Source organism: Paraburkholderia sp. Ac-20340 (assembly GCF_017104965.1).
Lineage (GTDB): Bacteria > Pseudomonadota > Gammaproteobacteria > Burkholderiales > Burkholderiaceae > Paraburkholderia.
Genome location: NZ_JAAGPR010000002.1, coordinates 181,804 through 204,112 on the forward strand (window position 1 = coordinate 181,804; position 22,309 = coordinate 204,112).

General features: G+C 61.2%; 12 protein-coding genes. All 12 read right to left on the reverse strand.

What is annotated here, in order from left to right:
* Positions 1–47 precede the first annotated feature (47 nt).
* Genes G3N59_RS03875 through G3N59_RS03930 form a run of 12 tightly spaced genes read right to left on the reverse strand, consistent with a single transcriptional unit; the run spans position 48 to position 21,184 of the window.
* Positions 48–2,702, reverse strand: coding sequence for an FkbM family methyltransferase (locus G3N59_RS03875; RefSeq protein ID WP_205981228.1), 2,655 nt, complete (start codon positions 2,700–2,702; stop codon positions 48–50).
* Positions 2,695–3,966: a UDP-N-acetyl-D-mannosamine dehydrogenase gene (gene wecC / locus G3N59_RS03880; protein WP_205981229.1), complete on the reverse strand. Its 1,272-nt coding sequence runs from the start codon at positions 3,964–3,966 to the stop codon at positions 2,695–2,697. Before wecC ends, G3N59_RS03875 begins: the two co-directional genes overlap by 8 nt.
* Positions 3,960–5,078, reverse strand: coding sequence for a UDP-N-acetylglucosamine 2-epimerase (non-hydrolyzing) (gene wecB, locus G3N59_RS03885; RefSeq protein ID WP_205981230.1), 1,119 nt, complete (start codon positions 5,076–5,078; stop codon positions 3,960–3,962). The genes wecC and wecB overlap by 7 nt, the downstream gene beginning before the upstream one ends.
* 13 nt (positions 5,079–5,091) lie before the next feature.
* A complete protein-coding gene (locus tag G3N59_RS03890; RefSeq protein ID WP_241023169.1) occupies positions 5,092–6,264 on the reverse strand; it encodes a chain-length determining protein in 1,173 nt (390 codons plus the stop codon).
* Positions 6,261–6,923: an ABC transporter ATP-binding protein gene (locus tag G3N59_RS03895; RefSeq protein WP_205981231.1), complete on the reverse strand. Its 663-nt coding sequence runs from the start codon at positions 6,921–6,923 to the stop codon at positions 6,261–6,263. The genes G3N59_RS03890 and G3N59_RS03895 overlap by 4 nt, the downstream gene beginning before the upstream one ends.
* Entirely contained in the window at positions 6,920–7,738 is an 819-nt protein-coding gene (locus G3N59_RS03900; RefSeq protein WP_205981232.1) for an ABC transporter, read from the reverse strand. The genes G3N59_RS03895 and G3N59_RS03900 overlap by 4 nt, the downstream gene beginning before the upstream one ends.
* A gap of 6 nt (positions 7,739–7,744) precedes the next feature.
* Complete coding sequence (locus G3N59_RS03905; protein WP_205981233.1) at positions 7,745–8,914, reverse strand: polysaccharide biosynthesis/export family protein; 1,170 nt, start codon at positions 8,912–8,914, stop codon at positions 7,745–7,747.
* 16 nt (positions 8,915–8,930) lie between these two features.
* Positions 8,931–10,265, reverse strand: coding sequence for an aminotransferase class I/II-fold pyridoxal phosphate-dependent enzyme (locus G3N59_RS03910; RefSeq protein WP_205981234.1), 1,335 nt, complete (start codon positions 10,263–10,265; stop codon positions 8,931–8,933).
* 33 nt (positions 10,266–10,298) lie between these two features.
* Complete coding sequence (locus G3N59_RS03915; protein WP_205981488.1) at positions 10,299–11,225, reverse strand: UDP-3-O-acyl N-acetylglycosamine deacetylase; 927 nt, start codon at positions 11,223–11,225, stop codon at positions 10,299–10,301.
* A complete protein-coding gene (locus G3N59_RS03920) occupies positions 11,222–18,850 on the reverse strand; it encodes a type I polyketide synthase (RefSeq protein WP_205981235.1) in 7,629 nt (2,542 codons plus the stop codon). The genes G3N59_RS03915 and G3N59_RS03920 overlap by 4 nt, the downstream gene beginning before the upstream one ends.
* A 2-nt stretch (positions 18,851–18,852) precedes the next feature.
* A complete protein-coding gene (locus G3N59_RS03925) occupies positions 18,853–20,397 on the reverse strand; it encodes an LTA synthase family protein (protein WP_205981236.1) in 1,545 nt (514 codons plus the stop codon).
* Position 20,398: 1 nt separating this feature from the next.
* Complete coding sequence (locus tag G3N59_RS03930) at positions 20,399–21,184, reverse strand: SDR family NAD(P)-dependent oxidoreductase (RefSeq protein WP_205981237.1); 786 nt, start codon at positions 21,182–21,184, stop codon at positions 20,399–20,401.
* Positions 21,185–22,309 lie beyond the last annotated feature (1,125 nt).

The window sequence follows — 22,309 nt, forward strand, 5'->3', positions numbered from 1 at the left end:
CGAGCTTTACCCTAGCCATTTTGCGGATCTCGCGAATTGAATTTTCGTCAAGAATCGAGCACGTCACCCGTCAACTCATTGAGCTTCATCTTGAGTTCGTTTAACTCTCTAACCAGCTTGAGCGGATGCGCATTCGCAAATTTTTCGCTCATATACGCGATATTCGCCCGTCTGAGTAAAGGAGAATCACTCATCCACTCTTCCTTCTGCTCGTAAATTCTCAGCACTCGATAGCCGCATTCCTGAAGGAATCGATCGATGTCTGCAAAATAGGTCTGTTGCGTCCCGGTGCGGTTGAAACCCACTTCTATATAGAGAATGTCGACACTTTGGGTCACCAGCAGTTGACGCGCGCTTGACAGCACGTCCATCTCTTTCCCTTCGACATCGATCTTCAGCAGATTGATCTTGCCATCGGTAAAGATCGAAGACTGGCTGTCGAGGCTCACGCAATGAGCGGTGAAAACGTCTCCGGGGCCGCTGCCAGCCTGGACGTCGTCAGATAGCACCTTCGTCATGCTCTTTGCCGGAACGAATCGATGCACGTTGCCCGATTCGCCGATGGCGAGATTGTAGGTGTGCACCGCTGGACTATTCGTGCCTTCAACCTTCCCCGTCAGTTGCGCGTAGCTATGCGGATTCGGCTCGAAAAGATGTGCTTCATGAATACGGAATTTCGTAACCGAACGCTTGATCTTCAGGAACACGTCACCAACGTAGGCACCCACGTCGACATAAATGATCGCCCGTCCGTTGAAAAACGTTTCCAGATCGCCGATGAGGTCGTCGATATCCGCGTCGCCATTGTTGCTACGCGTGCCTGCGGCCTTTCTCTGCTTTTCGAGAACGGAGTTCTCATGCTCGAGCCTCGACTTCACCTGCTTCAACGTCTCAAGTTCACGACCGCGCTCCTCTGCAACGCGCTTATGACCATCACGCCACTCGGTCAGGGCCTTTTTTTCCTGCTCGAGCTTTGCACTCGCCAGCTTCAACGTTTCGATTTCCTGTCCACGTTCTTCGGCGACTCGCTTGTGGCCATCGCGCCACACCGTCAACGCCTGCTTGTCGCCCTCAAGCTTGAGCTTCGCTTCTTTCAGGACTTCGAGTTGCTGACGACGCTCTTCCAGTGCCTTCGATTGCGCCTCAAAGCTGCCCGTCAAGGTCTGCTTCTCTTGCTCCAGCCGGACTCGTACGCGCTCCAGTGATTCGACTTCCTGCACGCGCTGAGCAACAACACCGCTTTGTACTTCGTGCCTGATCGCCAGCGACTGCTTCTCCTGCTCGAGTTGTGCTTTCGACTGGAGCAATACCTCGAATTCCCGATTACGTTCGCCCGCAAGTCGGATTTCCACTTCGAGTTTGACCGCGAGAGCCTGCTTCTCCTGCTCAAGCAATGCCAACTCTTGCCGATGTGTCGTTAATTCTCGCTCGCGCTCTTCAGCGATCCGACGATCGGCTTCAGCGGTGCGCGTTTGCGCCTCAAGTTGCACATTCGCGAGCGACAAGCGTTCATGCTCAACAAAAGCATTCTCCAGCTCATTCTGGGCCTGTTGGAGCGTCGTCAACAGCAATTCACTCTCGCCGTCTTTTTGCGTCAACGCACCGATTGCTTCGTGCAGCTTCTTCTCGCAGCCATCGAGCTTTTCCGCCACCGCATCCGCTTCGCTTCTCAGTTGCGCAGTGTCTTGCCTGAGCGATTGGTTCTCGCGCGCGGATTTGCTCAGATCTTTCGTTTGCGACTCCAATCGAACCGCAAGGGCCGCTCTATCGAGCTCAAGTTTTGCATGCGCTTGTGCGAGTGCTTCGATTTGCTGCGCACGCTCGATCGCGCGCTTCGATTCCCGGTCGCGATCGTCGATAAGGCTATTCAGTCGCTTGTCCGCGGCGGCTCGCCGCTCGACCACGGCGGTCTGCGCCCTGGCAAGGCTTTGGCGCGCGAGTTTCGCTTCGGCGCGCAGCTGGCGCGCCTGGCGTGCCTCTGAATCGCTGAATTGCGTTTCGGATGGCAGAACATCGAGCGTCGCTTCGGCCTCAATGGCCTGACCTGCCTCATGAAGCCGAAAGGCAAGCCACTTCAGGCGGTATGCCTGCGGATCGAGCGCGTAAGCCCGCCGTGAAGCTTCTGCTGCACTCGCACGATCGTCGCCCATCAATTGACGGGCCAAGGCTGTATAGGCCGTCGCTTTCATGGCAGGCGAAACTGCTGTGCCGTCCAGAAGCTTCTCGACAGCGGCGAACCCAGCTGCGCGAAATCTAGCGACGACTTCGCCGAAATCCTTGCCGCCCAGTTCACGAGGTGGCGTTTTCCGGCTCGATTGCCGCCAGATCTTGAGCAGTTGGCCGGGAACGGACAGCAAGGTGCGCGGCGCATCTGCACCATCAATCAGGATATTGCCGAGGCGCGCGTTCAACGCATGACCGGTCGCCAATCTGTGGACATCGCGCTGCACATCGACGAGCGCCTGCAGGCGCTGATTCTCCGCATGGATTTCCGGCAGCTCATCGGCAACCCAATCGCTTCCGTATGAATCAGCAACTCGCGAAACGCTCGGACCATGATGTCTGGATTCTGGATTGCGCGAATAGCTGCGCTCCAGTTCTTCCTGGGCGCGATGCAACTGCGCGAGCAGCAGGTCATTTTCCTGGCGCAGCGCTGAGATTCCAGATTCAATGACTTCCGTGTTGCCGGTTTCTTTAGACATGCTTCTTCCCCCACACACCGCGGGTATCGATAATTCTCTGGTCGCTATTGTTTTTGAAGGACATAAGCTTGAATTGCGCATGGTCGACCAGCAGGACCAGAATGCTCGCTCGCTCGACTGCGACGCCCGTATCCATCTGCCTGACCCGTAAATCGATCAGTGTCTCCGGGAGACTTTCCAGGTTAGGCTCGACCGCAAAGATCTTGCCGGGATGGCGCTCGGCCAGCTTTTGCACAATGTGCAGCGCAGGACTTTCGCGCAAATCGTCGATATCCGGCTTGAACGTCAATCCAAAACACGCGATGCTGATATCGCTTGCGGTCAATCCCAGTTTTTGCAAATCGGCGATAGCCTGATCCACTTTCCGAAGCACCCATTCGGGCTTCGAATCGTTGACGACACGCGCGGTTGCAATCAGTTTTGCGGAATCCGGTGCACTATCAACGATGAACCAGGGATCGACGGCGATACAGTGACCGCCCACACCACAGCCCGGTTGCAGGATGTTCACACGCGGATGCCGGTTAGCGAGACGAATCAGTTCCCAGACGTCGATGCCCTGCTCGTCGCAGATCATGGAAAGTTCGTTCGCGAACGCAATATTGGTATCGCGAAAGCTGTTTTCAGCCAGCTTGCACATTTCGGCCGCACGCACTGCAGTGACGACGCACTCGCCCTTTACGAATGATTGATAAAGCCGCACAGCCGCTTCTGAGCATTTGGATGTCATGCCACCGATCACGCGATCATTTTCTACCAGCTCGTGCACGATCCGGCCAGGCAGAACGCGCTCGGGACAATAGGCGATGCGAATGTCCGATGCTTCACCAGCGTGTTGAGGGAAGGTCAGATCCGGCCGCATCTCTGCCAGCCACGCCGCTAGTCGCTCAGTAGTACCAACAGGTGAAGTTGACTCCAGTATCACCAGATTGCCTTTCGCCAGCACCGGGGCGATCGACTTCGCGGCCGCTTCGATACAACTCAGATCGGGCTTCTTTTCGTCCGTCAATGGTGTCGGAACGGCTATGACGAACACGTCTGCGGGTTCTGTCTGCATCGTCGCACGCAGATAGCCAGCACCTACAGCCGCTCGAACCAGAATATCCAGTTCGGGTTCGACAATATGAATATTCCCTTGATTGATTGTGTCGACGACGTACGCAGAGACGTCCACGCCAATCACCCGCATCTTCCTCGATGCGAATAGTGTTGCCGTCGGCAAACCAATGTAGCCGAGCCCGATGATCGAAATCGTGTTCAACATGCGCTCACCAGAGTATCTCTAATTCGCTGCGAAGCTTTGCCGTCGCCATACGGGTTCTCTGCGTGGGCCATCGCCGCATAGGCTTTCGCGTCATCCAGCAGGCGCGTCGATTCGTCGAGGATCATCGCGCGATCGGTTCCGACCATGCGCGACGTGCCGGCCGCCAGCGCTTCCGGCCGCTCGGTAACCGAACGCGTGACCAGCACCGGCTTGCCTAGCGCCGGCGCCTCCTCCTGCACGCCGCCCGAATCGGTCACTACCAGAGTCGATCGATCCATCAGATAGACAAATGATAAGTAGTCCTGTGGCTCGATGAGAAAAACCCCCGGCACGTCTGCGAGGCGGCGATAAACCGAATCTTTCACCCGTGGGTTGAGGTGCACCGGAAAAACAATTTCCACGTCCTTACGGCGCGCGAGTTCCGTCAACGCGTCACAAACAGAATCGATCCCATCGCCGATATTCTCGCGCCGATGTCCCGTAACGAGGATCAGACGCTTGTCGCGATTCAGAAAACCAAATCGACGATCGAGTTCATTGCGCTGCGCCTCGCTGGTCCGAAGCCGCTTTGCTGTATGGAGCAGCGAATCGATCACGGTGTTTCCGGTCACATGAATGGTTGATTCCAGAATGCCTTCGCGCAGCAGATTTTCGCGAGCGCGCGATGTCGGTGCGAAATGATATTTGGCGAGCACACTGGTGAGACGACGGTTCGCCTCTTCCGGCCAGGGTGCCGACAAATCGCCAGTCCGCAACCCCGCCTCTACGTGACCGACGGCGATCTGTTTGTAATGCGCAGACAGCGCTGCAGAGAATGTCGTAGATGTGTCGCCTTGAACGAGAACGAGGTCCGGACGTGCATCGCTCAATACGTTTTCGAGCCCGGCCAGCGCCCTGCTGGTCATTGCCAGCAAGGACTGGTCCGCCGCCATGATGTCGAGATCGTAGTCAGGGCGAATGCCAAAGAATTTCAGCATCGAGTCCAGCATATGGCGATGTTGCGCCGTGACGCAGACTTGCGTTTCGATCTCCCGCGTCTCGTTCAGCATGCTGATCAAGGGTGCCATCTTGATCGCTTCCGGCCGGGTTCCTATGACAATCAGAGTCTTCATTCTTTTTCTGAAATCAATCAACGTGATCTCGGATAATGCTTTCCAGCAGCTTGATCACACCGATCACTGCAAGTGCCATAAGCAGCGTCACGAACGCGTTATAAATGCGCTGCGGCTGAACCGGATAACCGGGCATCGTTGGGGATTGGAGGACCGAAACCATCTTCAGTGTTCGCGCCGCATCCATACGCCCTTGTTCCATTGCCGAAAGCGACGTCTTGTAGAGATCCTGGGCAAAATTGACCTGCAGTTGCAAACGCTGAAATTCTTCGACGGTATAGTTGAGCGTCCTGCTCTCAGGCGATGCCAACTCCGCGCGCTTCAGCGCAATCTGTTGCTCCAGCGCCGCAAGGCTCTTCTTGAGCATCAGGACCGTAGGCTGGCTGGGACTCAAATCCGCCGGCAACGACGCCAACTGGGTCTGGATATCCGTTTTCTGCGCTTCGAGTTTTGCGATCAATGCATTGAGGCTCTCCGCGGTCGAAGCGGGGGCCACGAGACCTTTTCGGTTCTGGAAGTTGATCAGGTTCGTGGATGCCTCGAGAAGGCGGTCATGCGCGAACGTAACCTGCTTTTGCAGGAAATCTACTTGCGATTGCGCGAGCTGATGACCTAGCTCGTTCATATGTTGCTCGCCCAGTCCCACCATCAGGTCGACGATTGCCTTTGCCGTACTGGCGTCATATGCCTGAACCTGAATGCGCAGCACACCGCTGTAGTCGTCATATTCGACGTCTACGCGATTGAGCCAATACTGATAGAACCATTCGACCGGTGCGTCCTTGAACCACATACGCGAAACCGGATCTCTATGCCAGTTGCTGTAGTGCGAACGCAGATCAAGTCGTGCGTCGAGCTTCTCGAGCATATCCTCAGAAAGCAGATATTCGCGTAGCAGAAGCTGATCGGAACTATTCACACCAGCCGCCGCCGAAATGGCGGTCGGAATGACCATGCTCGGACCATTGATCTGGTCCGTTCTCTGCATGATCACGGTCGCTTGGGAAACATAGCGATCCGAAGCAAAAATCAACCAGTAGGGAATGGACAGGACCGCAAACACGATTACCGCCCAGATGATCAGCTTGAAGACACGCATAGAAAAAAGCGTGTCCTTTGCCTTATCGTAAGCTACGGTCCATCTACTGCCTGAACGCAGATTTTCTAATGCCAGTGGTTCTTTCATTTGAGAAGTTTGGTCTTGTATGCTTCCAGCCCTTCGGCGAGATCGTCGTACCAGTGGGCCTTGCCCTCATCGATCCAGATCGCCGACTGACAAAATTGCTTAAGCGTGCTTTCGTCATGGGAGACCATGATTACGCTGGCTTTGCTCGCCATACTCTTGAAGGCTTCGGCGGCCTTCTTCCTGAAACGCGCGTCGCCCGCCGCAGTCACCTCGTCTGAGATGTAGACATCGAAATCGAACGCAAGCGAAAACGCAAACTGAAGCCGGGAGCGCATGCCCGAAGAGTACGTCTGCACAGGCTGATCGAACGCGTCGCCCAATTCGGCGAACTGCTGGATAAACGCCAGGCGACGCGGCAATTCTTCTTCGTGACCGTGAACCCGGCACACGAACTTCGCGTTTTGCCGCCCCGTCAGCGTACCTTCCAGCCCGCCTCCGCCCATCGGCCAGGAAACGCGGCATAGACGGTCAACCTTCCCTTTTGTCGGAAAATCGATACCGCCAATAATGCGCAGCAAAGTGGATTTGCCCGCGCCGTTGTGGCCAATCAAGGCCACGCTCCGACGCGCAGGAATGGTCATCGTGATGCCCTTTAGCACCCACTTCCCGGCGCCGTGGTCAGTCACGTAGCGTTTATGAACGTTCTCGATCGATATCAACGCATCACCAGCTTGCGAGAAAAACGCTTGTACAGCGCCAGACCAACCAGCATGATCCCCAGCGCCCACGCATAGAGATAGGCGAGGCTTACACCAGCGAGTGCGTGGTAACCAGGCAAAAAGCCTTGCCTCATCAATTCGAGACCATTGACGACAGGGTTGGCCACAAATATGTATTGGTAAGGTGTAGGAACGTATAGCGAGATCGGAAGTAACGCGCCTGAGATGTAATAGAGCGGCAAATACAGCAGCTTGAAAATATGATCGAGTTCCGGGACGACGTGCATCGCAACCGACGTCACCAGCCCCAATCCAAGCCCGAGCAGCCACAATCCCACGAAGCTGACGATGACGAGTAGCGGGTCTGCCGGAAGCCAGACTGGATTGACGCGATCCAGTGTCATCGCGTGACCTGCGACGATCGCGAGTGCGACGATCATCACCGAGATCGGCACCATGAGAAACAGTTCGAGAACCGCTCTCACGAGCGCGACATCGAACGGCTTAACCTGCCGATAGGCAAAGAACGCTTTGTTCGAGTCAATGCCGTGCAGCACCTGGGTCCACGTTCGGCGCCAGAGCAGAAAGCCGATAAAGCCCGCAATGATCCACATATTGATCGCCATTCCGCCAATCTCATGGACGTGGAATGTCTCAAGACCAAATGCATGGAGCGAGATATAGATAACCGGCTCGACCATCAGCCAAAGCCACGCCGCACGCGCTTCGAACAGGCGATCGAGCGCTTCACGCAGAAACATTGCGCGCCAGACGGAGAGCGTGATTTCGCTGGAGCTACGTACTCTTGCCGTCATAACCCGTCACTGAAAATCACGTGTAAATGTCACCGTCGGATCGGCGATCATCACGACATAGGTCAAGAACTTTCTGAATTCCGCGCCAGGCGAGTTCGATACATAAATCACGTCGTGATTTTCGATCGGGAAATTCTGCGTGACGAAGAACGACGCCGGATCGCGCAGATTGATCTCGTACACCACTGGCACCTTGCCGTTACTCGCTTTAACCGAAGGATCCCTGTTATCGACAAGCCGTGCATCTTCAAACCGGAATACAAAAATCCCACGCGCATCCGCACGGTTGTCGTTCAAACCACCCGAACGCGCGAGTGCCTGGGCCAGCGAAATGCCCTGTGCTTCGAACGGAATCTCGTCATTCTTGCCTGTCGCGCCCAGCACCGAGAACGTCTGCGGCTGGAACAGCGCCGTCACCACATCGCCTGGTTTGAGCAACACGTTTTGCTTAGGATCACGAATCACGGAATCGAGTGCCATGATCCCCGTCGTATTGCCGCGCGACAGCTGCACCGCCATGTGACTGACCGGCTGCTTCAAACCACCCGCGAACGCCAGCGCATCCAGCAAACGCTCGCCCTTCGGCGTGAGCGGCATCATCGAACTGGTGTTGACTTCGCCTACCACAGTGACATTCGAAGCATTGTTCTTCGCTACGCCAACCAGCACCTGCGGTTGATTCGCCTTGCCCTTGAGATGGCTGACGATGCTGGCCTCGATCTGCTCCGTCGTGCGTCCGGCCACGCTGATGCGGCCCGCGAAAGGAATGGAGATCGTGCCGTCGGCGGCCACCATCTGCGCAGGCAGCGTCACACTGCTCGATCCGCCCGAGCCAAGCGACGGCAACGCAACCGGCGCGGTCGAACTGAACAGCATCGCGGGCGGCGTTTCCCAGATCGTCACTTCGATCACGTCGCCCGGTCCAATCCCATAGTTGTTGGCCGTCTTGCTCGTGAAGGTGTTCGAAAACTGACCCAATTGCTTCGCATCAGCCAGCTTGCGCGCCAGCGCGTCATTCACATCCACGACCTGGATGCCCTCGACACGCGTCGAATCGTGCTGCTCCTGAATCTGCTGACGGCTCGCGCCGGAAGTCGGAATCCAGTCAGGAACGGTGCCGCACGCCGCTAGCGACAAAACAGCAGGCAGGCAAACTGCCAAAAATTTCTTCTTCATGAATGCTCAAATCTGGTCACGAATTGCCGGCGAGCCGCGCCACCGCTGCGACTGTCCTGCTGATCTGTTCCGGCTCATGCGTCGAGCAGATGAAAAAGCGCAAACGCGCCGCTTTCTCTTCCACTGCCGGATAAAAGATCGGTTGCACGTTGATGCCCTCTTCGAACAGCGCATTCGCCCACTGCGCTGCTTTAAGCGAGCTACCCGTAATCACGGGAACGACCGCATAGCCTGCGCTGGTGCCCGTATCGAGACCCGCAGCCCGCGCCTCGGCGAGAAACTGATGACCGCGCGCCTGCAATTGCGCCACGCGTTCGGGCTGGGCAATCAGACACTCGAGCGCCGCAAGCGAGGCCTCGGCCAACGCCGGCGCCAGGCCCACGCTGTACAGAAAGCCCGGCGCGAGATGACGCAACATGTCGACCAGCGGCTCACAGCCAGCGATGAAACCGCCGCACCCCGCCAGCGTCTTGCTCATCGTGCCCATCCAGAGATCGACACGTTCCGGCGCCACGCCGCAATGCTCGCGAATGCCCCTGCCCGTCGCGCCCAACACGCCCAGCGAATGCGCCTCGTCGACGAGCAGAAACGCGCCGTGGCGCTCCTTCACTTCGCAAAAACGCGTTAGGTCCGGCAAATCGCCGTCCATGCTGTACAGGCCTTCGAGGGCGATCAGCACGTTGCGATACTCGCCGCGCACGCGCGCAAGCAGTTCGTCGAGCGCGCGCCAGTCGTTGTGCGCGAAACCCAGCCGCTTCGCGCCGCTCAGTTGCGCGCCCTGCACGATGCTGTTGTGCGCGAGTGCGTCATGCACGATCAGATCGCCGGGCCCGAACAGCGCGCCGATCACCGTGACATTCGTCGCGTGCCCGCTCACGAAGGCAACGCAATCATCCGTTTCGTAGAACGAGGCAATCGCCCGTTCGAGTTCGCGATGCACAGGCCGCTCGCCCGCCACAATGCGGCTCGCCGATGCCGATGTGCCATAGCGGTCGATCGCGGCCTTGGCACGCTCGGCAACCGCTGTTTCACCCGCCAGCCCCAGATAGCTGTAGTTCGCGAAATTCACGAACTCGCGCCCGCCAATCTGCGTGGTCGCGCCTGCAACGCCGTCGTGCACGCGGAAGAACGGCGATTCCACGCGCAGCGTCTCGCCCATTTCGCGCATCAGCTTGACCTGCTGGAATTGCGGCATCGCTTCGAAGCGCTCGCGCGACGTCAAGGTCTGCGCCACGCGCAGCGATTTCGCATCGGGCACGCCCGGCGCTGCAATCGCGTCCGTCGTGCGTTCGAGTTGCCGCTTCAGCGCTTTGGCCGCCAGCTGCTGGCGTAGTGTTTCACCGAGTCCCATGTAATCCGATCCAGCCTGTTGATCCGCGCACGCTTATGCGTTCGCTTCGACCCACTCGCATGCGCCGGGCGTACCCAGCAACGCGGCGAGCAGCCGGTAGTTCATTTCGTGCGTAGGCCGCCGTGCGGTGACGTGTCCCAGCAGCGGCGCGCCGGCGAGCGCGAGATCGCCGACCAGGTCGAGCACGCGATGGCGCACGAATTCGTCCGGTTGACGCAAGCCGCCTACGACACGCTTGCCGACGATCGACGCAGTACAGGAAGTGCGTGCGCCGCGCAGGATCGGCATGCCGGTCAGCAGACCGATGACGATCGCGGGCACCGCCCACTTGATCTCGCCATACGAACGCGACGAGGCGATTTCCCCGGCGAAGGCGCGCGGCGTCATCTGCCCGTGCCACGTCATGTCGCCGAAGCCCTTGAGGTCGTTGTTGTGCACGCTGAGCGTGTAGTCGGCAGCAGGCTCGACGCGCATTTCGCGAAGCGCGGCGCCTTCGCCGTCGGCCACGCTCACGGTCTTGAGCACGCGCAGGAATCGCTTCGGCTGCGCAAGCGCGGTGCGCCCGCACGCCTTGATCGCGTCGATCCACGGTTGCGCGCTGCCATCGAGAATCGGCACCTCTTCTGCATCGAGTTCGACGATCGCGTGGTCGATCTCGCAGGCAAGCAGCGATGCGAGCAGATGCTCGACCGTGCGCACGCCCAGGCCGTCCTCCGCGCGCAGCATCGTGCACAGCGGCTGGCCACGGCGCAGCGACGCCCGCGCGGCCACCGTGCCAAGCTCGCGCCCCTTGCTCAAGCGGCGGAACACGATGCCGTGCCGCTCGCCGTCAAGCTGCGCCGAATCGACCGGCAAAATGCGCACGTTCACGCGCCGACCGGTGTGCAAGCCGCGTCCCGACAGTTCGAGCGGCCGCGCGAGCGTGCCCTCGTTCGCCTGCCAGCCCGCGGGCAGCGTCACTCCGCCAATGCCGGCGTCGACTGACATGGCTCGTCTCCCTGTTGATGCGCTTCGTTGTTCTGGTTGCGTTCGAGCAGCGCACGCGCTTCGCTTTCGTCGAGCGCGTGACGTGCCGCCAGCGCAGCGATCTCGCCGCTGGTGCTGGCCGCGTTGTCCGCACCGCCGGCAACATCGCTTTCGTTCGCGTCTTCGCCGAGCATGCCGACGATGCGCACGGCGAGCGTGTGCACTGTCGCGCCTTCGGCGATCGCCATGATCGACAGCTTCACGCCGAACGATTCCTCGACCGCCATGCCGAGTTCCATGCCCATCAGCGAATCCATGCCGAGATCGAGCACCGAGCGGTCGAGCGCGACGCGCTCGGGCGACATGTGCAGGATGCGCGCGATATGTGCGCGCAGCGCGGTCTCGACCAGGGCGATCGCATCCGCAGCCGGCAGCGCGCGCAGATGTTCGAGCAGCGCGCCGTCTTCATTCGTGGCTTCGCTCGCGCCGCCGTCCTGCAACGCGAGATAGCGGCGCGCCTGCGCAGCGGGCATGCCGCGCGCGATCGCGGCCCAGTCGAGGCGAACCACGGCTTCGCCTGCAATACCCGTGGCGAGCGCGTGTTCGAGCGCGACCATCGCTTCGTCCGACGTGATCGAGGCGCCGCCGATGCGCGCCTGCAGCGCTTCACGCGTCGCGCTGTTGCGTGCGAGGAAGCCGACGTCTTCGATCGGTCCCCACGCCATGAACGTGCCTGGCCGTCCTGCCGCACGGCGATGCGCAACCAGCCCTTCGAGGAAGCTGTTCGCCGCCACGTAGGCGCCCTGTCCGGGATTGCCAAGGCAGGTCGTCGCCGACGAATAGAGCACGAAGAAGTCGAGCGCGCATCGCTGCGTTGCGCGATGCAGATTCCACGCGCCGGCGACCTTCGGTTCGAGCACCGCGAGCATGCGTGCGTCGTCGACGTTGCGCAGCAGGCTGTCGTCGATGCGCATGGCCGAATGCAGCACGCCCTTGAGCGGCGTGCCTTCTGCTTCGATCGTGTCGATCAGGCCCGCGAGCGCGGCGGCGTCGTTGACGTCGCACGAAACGACGCTCACCTGGGCGCCGAGTTCGGCTTGCCAGCGAGCGATCTCGCGCGCTTTGGTGTCGTCCAGCGTGCCGCTACGACTCGCGAGTGTGAGATGGCGAGCGCCGCGCGCGATCATCCAGCGCGCGCTGGCGAAGCCCAGGCCGCCCGTGCCGCCCACGATCAGATACGCGGCCTGCGCATCGAGCCCAAACGCCGTTTGCGCAACGCCGCGTGTCGGCGCAGGCGTACCCGCTGCATACGTAACCAGTACCTTGCCGATCTGGCGCGCCTGCTGCATGTAGCGGAACGCTTCCTCCGCCCGCGCGGCGGGAAACGCGCGATACGGCAGCGGATGCAGCACGCCATCGGTAAAGAGGCCCATCACTTCTTCGAACAGACGCGCGGTCAATTCGGGCAGCACGCCCATCAGTTGATCCGCGTCGATGCCGAAATAGCTGATGTTGTTGCGGAACGGGCGCAGGCCAATCTGGCTGTTCTCGTAGAAGTCGCGCTTGCCGAGTTCCAGGAAGCGTCCGAACGGACGCAGCGTGTCGATGCCGCGCACCATCGCTTCGCCAGCGAGCGAATTGAGCACGATGTCGACACCTTCGCCGCCGGTCGCCGTGCGCACGTCGTCGGCGAAAGCCAGACTGCGCGAATCGAACACGCGGTCGGCGCCGAGCAGGCGCACGAATTCGCGCTTCTCGCCCGCGCCGGCCGTCGCGAACACTTCCGCGCCGAGATGGCGGGCGATCTGGATCGCCGCGATGCCCACGCCGCCCGCGCCGCCGTGCACGAGCACGCGCTCGCCGCGGCGCAGTCGCGCAAGTTCGCTGAGCGCGTACCAGGCGGTGAAGAACGTGGTTGGAATGGTCGCGGCTTCTTCGAACGAAATCGCTTCGGGCTTGCGGGCGATCGCGCTTGCACGCGTAATCACACGTGTCGCGAACGATGCCGGCGCGAAACCGAGCACCGCGTCGCCGGGCGCCCATCCTTCGACATCCGCGCCAACACGCAGCACGCGCCCCGACAGTTCCATGCCGATAGTCGCGCCCGCGAAGCCGGTTTCGACCGCTTCATCGGAGAGCAGACCCATCGCGTACATGACGTCACGGAAGTTCAGTCCGGTCGCCATCGGCGCGATTTCGATTTCGCCAGGATTGAGCGCGCGCTCGGGCAGCGCGAACCATTCGAGGTTGCGCAGCGAGCCCGGCATATCGAACCCGAGCACGGCAGGCGCGGGCGGGGAGTCATGCGGCTGGGCGATCCGCTCTTCGGCCTTTTGCGCCGGCAGCATCCGCGGCACGTAGCGACCTTGCGGCGCAAGCAGGACTTCCTCCTCACCGTCGTCGCACTCGAGCGCGAGCGCGAGTTGCGCGAGTGCTTCGTCGCTGGTTTGTGCGACGTCGATCAGGCGCAGCGCGAGATCCGGGTATTCATTGGCGATCACGCGGCCGAGGCCCCAGAGGCTCGCCTGCTCCGGCTGCGCGTTTGCCGCGCCGGTGAGCGCGAAAGGCGCGCCGCCGCGCGTCACGACGCACAGGCGGACTTGAGCGCTCAGGCGCGCCGCGTCGAGTTCGCGCACCAGCGAGGCCAGAGCGAGCGCGCCGCCTTGCTGGGCGCGCAAAACGTCGGCGCCGCTGGCCTTATCGAGCGATGCCGCAGGTGCAACGAACACGATTTGCGCGGGCGCCTTCTTGCGCTCCAGCCACACCACTGCTTCGCGCGCAGGCGCCGCCTCGACTCGACAGCCCTGACGCGCGAGCGTGTCGGCCAGCGCGGCGCCGAAAGCGTCGCCGCTTTGCTGCACGATGAGCCAGGACTGCGCAGATGCCGATGCAGGCTGCGCCGACTGTGCAGCAAGCGGCTTGCGTGCAGCCAGCAGCGTAGGCGCACCTTCGAGGTCCAGCGCCTGCTCCCGATGACGCGCTACATCGTGCAGACCAGCGCGCTCGCACAGCGATTGCAGTTCTGCCGGCGACAGCGCCCCATAAGACGTTGCGCCGACTTCTGCGCCCGCCACACCGAACACGATGTCGGCAAAACGACTACGGCGCGCTTCAGCCAGAATCACCATGCCGCCCGGCGCGAGCCGCGCCGCGATCGCTTGCAACGTGGCAAGCGGATCGGTCTGCTCGCCGAGCATGCGATTGACGACGATCACGTCGAACGGTGCGTCATCGCGAGCGTGCGCAAACAGCGCTTCGCCCTCGCCGAGCAGCAAGGTCTGCACGTGGGCATGCGCGTCTGCATCGAGCGCGGCGAGTTGCTGATGCGTCCCCGCCAGCACGTGCTCGCAATGCGCGGCGACAACGTCGATGTCGAGCGGTTGCAGCACTTCGCCGCTCGTTGCGCCGATTTCGAGCACGCGCAGGCGTCGCGTGCGCGGCCAATGCGCTAGTGCTTCTTTCACGCACGCTGCGAGCAGGGCGCGTGCGTGCGACCAGGTCGGCGATGCGTCGAAGAATTGTTCGACAAGGCTGCGTCCGGTGGATGACAGCAGCGCGGGCATGGTCGCGTCCGGCGTCGCGCCATCGGAGCGCACGCCCAGCACGCTCAGCACATTCGGCAACGCCGCGCCGACGTGCGCCAGCAAGGTCAGTTCGGCAACGTGCGCGGGCGAGGACGCCAGCACATCGCGCCACAGCGCATCGCGCGCGGGCATCGCCGCGCAAGCCGCATCGTCGCGGACAAGACGGCCGTTCTCTTCGCTCGCGAGACCGTCTTCGACAACCATCTGCGCGAGGCGCGCGGGCATCGACGAAAGCGGCGTTGCAGCCAGCGAATCGTCATCGAATGCGCCAACCGCATCGAGTGCTTCGAGCGCATGCAGGCCCGCCAGCACGTCGAGCAACGGCAGCGTTTCGGTCAGATGCCGGGTACGGCGTGCGCGGTCTTCGAGCTGGGCGATCCGCGCACTTGCGCCACTGACGAGCGTTGCCGGTGCAGGCAGCGCGGCAGCGGTAAAGTCGGCGGCAAGCGGGCGCGCTTCAAGCGCGTAGGCGTAGCGCGCGGGCGCGCCGTGGCGACGGCCCATCAGATCGACACGGCGGAAACGGCAGGCCGAAAGACGCGCCACGACGGCATTATCGGCATCGAGAAATGCAAACGACGCGACGATCGAATGCGGGCTGCGACGCTCGACGCGTGCGAGCACGCGCTGCACGGTATCGCCGCGCAGGAAGTCGATGCGTCCGATCTGTACGGGCACGAACGCCGCGCGCGCATCGCCCGGGTTCGCGCCCGCTTGACCAAGCACGGCAAATAGCGGATGAAATCCGCTGTCCATCAGCGCCGGATGCAGCAACCATCCCGCGAGTCCCTGCGGTGCGGTGAGTTCCGCCAGCGCGTCGTCGCCGTGAATCTTGACGTTGCGCACACAACGAAACGCCGGGCCGTAGCTCAGGCCGATGGCCTCGGTGTTCGCATAAAGCGACGCGCCCGACGCGGCGGGCTGCGCTTCGAGGCGCGCGAGTACGTCTTTGGCAACTGCGCTGTTGGCGTCCAGCGTCGAGCCGCTTTCCAGCAGACGTCCGGTTACGTTGAGATTCCACGGGCCGTCGCTCATACGCTCGCGCGTTTCGATCGTGAACGACGCAGTACGCGCATCGATCACGAAACGGAACAGCTTCGCGTGCTGCGCCTGGAACACGACAGGCAGGCGGATTTCCAGGTTTTCGAGCGCGACATCGGCCGTGCGGAAAAACACCCGGCCGGCGGCGAGCGCCATCTCGACATAACCGGCGCCCGGAAACGCCACGCCGCCATCGACGACGTGATCGGCCAGCATCGGCACGCGCTGCGGATCGAGCTGGTTTTCCCATGCGAACGCATGTTCGTGCAGTCGATAGCCGAGCAAAGGATGATCGACGCGGCGGTTCACCAGGTTGTAGCCCTCGACCGTGGGCGCCTGCCAGTATCGTTCGCGCTGCCACGGATAATTCGGCAGCGCGTGGTGCGTATTCGCGACGTCGGGCACGAAACGCTCGAGATCGACACGCGCGCCGTGCGCGACGGCCGAGAGAATCGAGTGCTCGAGCATTTCGGCGCTGTCGTGATGACGTTTGAGCGTCGGCACGACGGCCCCTGCGAGCTTCATGTCCGCGAGCGTTTGTTTGACGTAGTGACGCAGGATCGAATGCGGCGCGATTTCGATGAACACGCGCACGCGATCGCTGGCAAGATGCGCCACGGCCTCGCCAAAGCGTACGGGTTCGCGAATGTTGCGCCACCAGTAATCCGCGTCCAGCGCCGTGCCGGCGAGCGTCGCGCCGGTTACGGTCGAAACGAAACGCTTCGTGCCTGCGCGCGGCGCGAGGCTCGCCAGGCCGTCGCGCACATTCACCTCGATCGCATCCATGAGGCTGCTATGGAATGCGTAGTCCAGATCGAGCATCTGGAAAAAGCTGCCATTCGCAGCCAGCGTAGCGCCGATCACTTCCAGTGCCTCGGGCGCGCCAGCCAGCGTCACCGCTTCCGGGCTGTTGGTGCCGGCCACTTCAACCGATGCGGCCAGATCCAGCCGCGCGATCAATTCGCGCGCTTCGACTTCGCCGATGCCTGCCGCGGCCATCTTGCCCGAGCCGCGCGTGAGGCCCTGCGCGCCGCTGCGGATGCGGATCACGCGCACGGCTTCGCCGAGCGTCAGGGCGCCGGCCGCCCAGGCGGCAGCAATCTCGCCGACGCTGTGTCCCAGCACCGCATCGAAGCCGATCCCGCGCGATTCGAGCACGCGCGTAATGCCCACCTGCATCGCGAAAAGCAGCGGCTGCGCGTTTTCCGTCGCAGCGAGCCACTCGGCGCTGACGCCCGCACGCAGCGTGGCGACCAGCGAAGCGTTGCCGTCCGCGCACCAGAGCGCGTCGACCTCTTCGAGCGCCGCGCGAAACACCGCATCTTCGGCGTAGAGGCGCTGCCCCATGCTGGCCCACTGGCAACCGTTGCCTGCGTAGACATAAGCGACTTCGGTGCCAGACTCCACGGCCTCGCCACGCACGACGTACGCGGGTAGCGGTTCATCGGAAGCATCGGCAAGCATGCTGAGAGCCGCGAGGCCATCGGCCAGCGCGCGCGGTGCGACAACCACGCGCTGCTCCAGCCACTGACGGCGACGCGCAGCGCCTGCCGCCAGCGCATTCCAGCCGGCGCCTTGCTGAAGGCGCGCGAGATAGCGCGCGGCCAGCGCGGTGAGTGCTGCGGGCGAACGCGCCGTCAACACGAGCGGCGAAAACGTCTTGTCGATGCCGATCGATGCCGCTGGCGGCGCCGAAGCTTGCACTGCCTCCGCCAGCACGACGTGCGCATTGGTGCCGCCAAAGCCGAACGAATTCACGCCGACCATCAGCGGCGCGCCGTCGCGGCGCTCGAGCGGCGTGAAGCGATTCACGACACGCAGACGCCCCTTGTCGAAATCGATCGCGGGATTGGGTTTGTCGAAATGCAGCGAACGCGGCACTGCACCATTCTTGAGGCAGAGAATCGCCTTGAACAGCCCCGCCATGCCCGACGCCGTTTCGAGATGGCCGATGTTGGTCTTGACCGAACCGATCAGCAAGGGATCGGCGGCGGGACGCTTGCCTGCAAGGGCTTCGATCAGCGCGCGCGCTTCGATCGGATCGCCCACTGCCGTGCCCGTGCCGTGCGCCTCGAGATAAGCAAGCTCATGCGGATCGACACCGGCGCGGCCATAGACCGTGCGCAGCAGTTCGGCCTGCATCGCCGTGGTCGGCACGCTGATGCCGCCGTGCGAATGACCATCGGAATTGACACCGGAACCGGCGATGACGGCATGAATCGTATCGCCATCGGCCAACGCGCGATCAAGCGTCTTGAGAAGTACGAATGCACCGCCTTCGGAGCGCACGTAGCCGTCGCCCGTGGCGTCGAATGCCCGGCAACGCCCGCGCGGCGAAAGCATGGACGCCTTCGCGAAACTCACGAACGTGAAAGGATGCAGCAGCAGATTGACGCCGCCTGCCAGCGCCATCTCCGTTTCGCCCGACTGCAGCGCGCGCACGGCCTGATGAAGTGCGACGATCGACGAAGAGCACGCGGTATCGATCGACATGCTCGGCCCACGCAGGTCGAACAGGTACGACACGCGATTCGACGCAATGCTGAGCGTGTTGCCGGTCGCCGAGTATGGATCGATCCAGTTCAGATCGTCCATGCTGCGGTTGCCGTAGTCCATGCTGGCCACGCCGACATACACACCGCAATTACTGCCGCGCATCTGCGCGGGACGTACGCCGGCGTCCTCGAACGCCTCCCACGCGAGTTCGAGCAACAGGCGTTGCTGCGGGTCCATCTGCGTTGCTTCGCGCGGCGATACACCAAAAAACGCCGCGTCGAAGCCGGCGACATCGTCGAGAACGCCGGCCGCGAACGTATAGCTCTTGCCCGGCTCGCGCTTCGACGGATGCTGATAGAACGCCGTGCCGAAGCGCTCCGGCGGCACCGCGGTTACGGCGTCACGCTCGTCGCAAAGGAGCTGCCAGAAATCCTCCGGTCCCCTCACGCCACCCGGAAATCGACACGCCATCCCAACAATTGCAATTCTCTTATCCATCTTTAGGCCAGCACCTGCCGTAATTCATCGTGCGATCCGGTGCGCGGCGAATGCGCACCCGTCATCGCGCGCTGTATCGCGGAGCCGAGGCTTTCGACGTCGACGTCACGCCGCTCGCCGGAATCGGTTCCGAAATTGCGCCAAATAAAGTAATCACTGTTTGCCGGCTGCGATCCAAGCGCGTTGAACACCGCGCTCATGGCCGGCACGTGGTCGCCGTAGAAACACAGGATCGCCGGCCGTGCCCGCTTGCGCAGGCAGTCGATCAGCTTGCCGATCATCTGGTCGGCATTTTCGACATGGCGCAGATAGGCGGTCAGATCGCGCCATTGCGCGTCTTCGCCGAGTCCATGCCGTGCATGCGATTCGCCCGGCGCCACTGCTTCCAGATGCAACGGCCCGTGGTTTTCCATCGTGATCGCGAAGGTGAAGACCGGCTTGTCGTCGGCCTTTTCGAGCAGAGCGACGAGCGCGTCCGCCACGGCGATATCGCCGATATACGGGCCCACGCGCGCCGCGCCTTCGAAATGGGCAATATCCAGAAAGCGCTCGAAATGCATGTGTTCGAACGCGCGGCGGCGGCCGAAAAAATCCGCGTGATACGGATGTACGGCGACGGTGCGATAGCCAGCACGGCGGAAAAAGCCCGCCAGCGATGTGCATGCGCGGCGCACGAACAGATAGGGATAAAAGCGCGCGTAGCCGAGTTCGGCCGGCACAAGACCGGTCAACATGGCGAACTCGCTGCGCATGGTGTTCGCGCCCCAGGCGGGCACGTGAAGCTGGCCTTGCTCGAAGGCCTCGCGCCTGGCGCGATCGAAATGGGCGTACGGATGCGATGCAATTTGCCCGCCGAGTTGCCGGGCATCGAAAAACGATTCGCTTTGCACGACGATCACATCGGGATGTGCTCCGTCATTCGATACCGGTCGCGAAGCCGAATACGGACCACCGTCGACCGCACGCGCGAATTCACGCCGCTGCCTGGCGCGCAGACCGTTGATCAAATACGCCGAGAAAGTCGCGAAAAAGCCGAATCGGCGTTGATCCGAATACGGATGCAGCGTGAGCGGCAACCGGCCGGCAAGCGCGAGGCAAAGCGGCAGGCAGACCAGCCCCACTGCGAGCGCCAGCCCGCGCTGCGCCGCCGCGACCGGTTGTTCGAGCATGAACGCTGTGAACGCTGCGGCAATGCCGGCGAGAACGGCCAAGAGCTTGCCGAGCCCAAGGAACGGCAAATAAAGGCGCGGATGCGTAAAGACCTGACTGAACAGACTCAGATCGCTGAAGACCAGGGGTTCGCGCAACGACGCATATTTCGCATTGCCCACGATCGCGAGCAAGGCAATCAACACGAGCGTGGCGCCCAGCGAAAAGAAGAGGCGCCCCGTAATCGCGAGGCATCCGGCCGCCACGACGGCGAATGCAGCGAGGTGCAACATGACGGCCGTAACCGCGCGACGATGCGCCGACCTTGTGACTGCGATCGCTTCGACGATAAACGAGCACGCGACCGCGCTGGCCGCGATGGCTATTCCTGCCGGCATTTCACGTATTCCCGCGCGGCAGCGGATACATCCGGCCAAGAATGGCGTCGGACAGCGCAGCGGGCAACAGACGCAGCAGCTTGAGGCCGAGCGTCAGACTGAAGGGGAAAGCGATCTCGACGCGACGCCTTGCAAGGCGCTTCTTGATGAACAGGGCGGCCTTCTCCGGGCTCCACATGAACGGCTTGTTGCCGGGAAACACGTCGCTCATATCGGTGCGCACGAAACCCGGCATGACCACGGAAATGCCGATGCGATCCTGCGCAAGCACCGGGCGTACCGAATCGCAATAAGCAACCAGCGCCGCCTTGCTGACGCAATAGGCCGGCGAAATAGCCATGCCGCGCAAACCGGCCAGCGAACTCACGACCGCGATCTGACCGCGCCGGCGCGAACGCATGCGCTCGATCGCGGGCAGCACCGTATGCAGCGCACCGTAGAGATTGGTATCGACGACTTCGGCCGTGCGGCCCGCGCCCTCCCAGTCGTCGGAGGAACGCAGCGTGCTGGCCACGCCGGCGTTGGCGATCAGGAGATCGATGGGATGGCGGGCGTCGAAGTCGAACAGCCAGGCCTGCACCGCTGCTTCATCGCGTACGTCGAAGCAGCCGGTCACGACTTGCGAGCCCCGCACGCGGCACTCGGCTGCCACCCGTTCGAGGCGCTCGCAGTTGCGCCCGATCAATCCGAGCGTGCCCCCTGATGCGGCGTAGCACAACGCCATTGCGCGGCCTAGCCCGGCGCTGGCACCAGTGATGACGACTACCTCCGGCCCGCTTGCTCTCACCTGCTCTCCCGGGTTGCAAACAATAACGCTTCTTGCATAGCCATCGCAAAAAGAGACCTGTTTTTTTGCTTCTTTTTCAGGCCGCCGTACAGGGAATTTCTGTACGGCCGCCCTCTAGATTATGCGAAACGCATACTCACGCGTATTCACACCGCATAACAAAACTCTTTGTTTTGAACGATGTGCGTCGACCCCAACAATATCGACGCTCGACCAGTAAGAAGACACCATCTTCGCTCACCGGCGGACACCATTGAGGGGCTGTTCATCTATCGTTTGATGCGGCACAAACAGGGCCACGGAACACGAAAAAAACCCGAGGCAGTATTGCGCCGGCGCAATCATAACGTAAGATAAATGTTTCGCGCCATTACAATTGCTAACATTATCAGTAAGATTTGCTGCAACACAACATCAGAAAATTACCGGTTGTTACCGGAAAAGTTGATCGGAGAGAGTCAGCAAATTTGGTTGCGCCCTATATGTTTTGCCTATTTGAAACAGCTGGAAAGACGCTTTGTTTTGAAGTTTTTTATGTTTAAAATCAATCAAATACAAGATTATCGACACTTGGAGCAATACCGATCAACTTCGGTGAGTGACGGCCCTTGATCGGCGTCGCGCAAACGTTTAGCGCCTTCAGCTAGAGCAACCGCGACATCCCTCACTTCCTTACGCGAAATCGCACCCTAAAAACACAATTCTTACAAAATTTGAAATTGCAATCTTCGCCATAACGTTGATAGTTGGGTGCGCAACCAACCGAATAGTCATCTGGAACTCATTTTTTGGAGGCGTCAAACCCAGAAAAACTACGACCAAACAAAGCGCAGTATTCGACGTAATTGATTATGAGAAAGCCGCCATCAAGCGTCTAATCTGGTTCTCGTGAAGCGTATTTATGAGATCTACGCCGCCCCGGAATACCGCTTCGAAATTGATTAAGTTAAGTATTGTGAATCGCTGATATCCGCAAGCGAATAGCCATCAAACTCCTTTTGCGAATTAGATTCGGGCTTTACTGCAAGCGGCCGTTGTGTCGCAAAAGAAATCGGCTTCACTCGCCGTGATCTGACGGCCTGTCGCGCTCGAGTCGTCGGTTAGAATGCTGCACGCCGCAGCAGA

Bases quoted from the DNA above. Each gene is read 5' to 3' on its own strand.
- wecC (WP_205981229.1), bottom strand. From the start codon at position 3,966: ATGTTGAACACGATTTCGATCATCGGGCTCGGCTACATTGGTTTGCCG.
- G3N59_RS03900 (WP_205981232.1), bottom strand. From the start codon at position 7,738: ATGACGGCAAGAGTACGTAGCTCCAGCGAAATCACGCTCTCCGTCTGG.
- G3N59_RS03910 (WP_205981234.1), bottom strand. From the start codon at position 10,265: ATGGGACTCGGTGAAACACTACGCCAGCAGCTGGCGGCCAAAGCGCTG.
- G3N59_RS03905 (WP_205981233.1), bottom strand. From the start codon at position 8,914: ATGAAGAAGAAATTTTTGGCAGTTTGCCTGCCTGCTGTTTTGTCGCTA.
- G3N59_RS03920 (WP_205981235.1), bottom strand. From the start codon at position 18,850: ATGGATAAGAGAATTGCAATTGTTGGGATGGCGTGTCGATTTCCGGGT.
- wecB (WP_205981230.1), bottom strand. From the start codon at position 5,078: ATGAAGACTCTGATTGTCATAGGAACCCGGCCGGAAGCGATCAAGATG.
- G3N59_RS03875 (WP_205981228.1), bottom strand. From the start codon at position 2,702: ATGTCTAAAGAAACCGGCAACACGGAAGTCATTGAATCTGGAATCTCA.
- G3N59_RS03925 (WP_205981236.1), bottom strand. From the start codon at position 20,397: ATGCCGGCAGGAATAGCCATCGCGGCCAGCGCGGTCGCGTGCTCGTTT.
- G3N59_RS03890 (WP_241023169.1), bottom strand. From the start codon at position 6,264: ATGAAAGAACCACTGGCATTAGAAAATCTGCGTTCAGGCAGTAGATGG.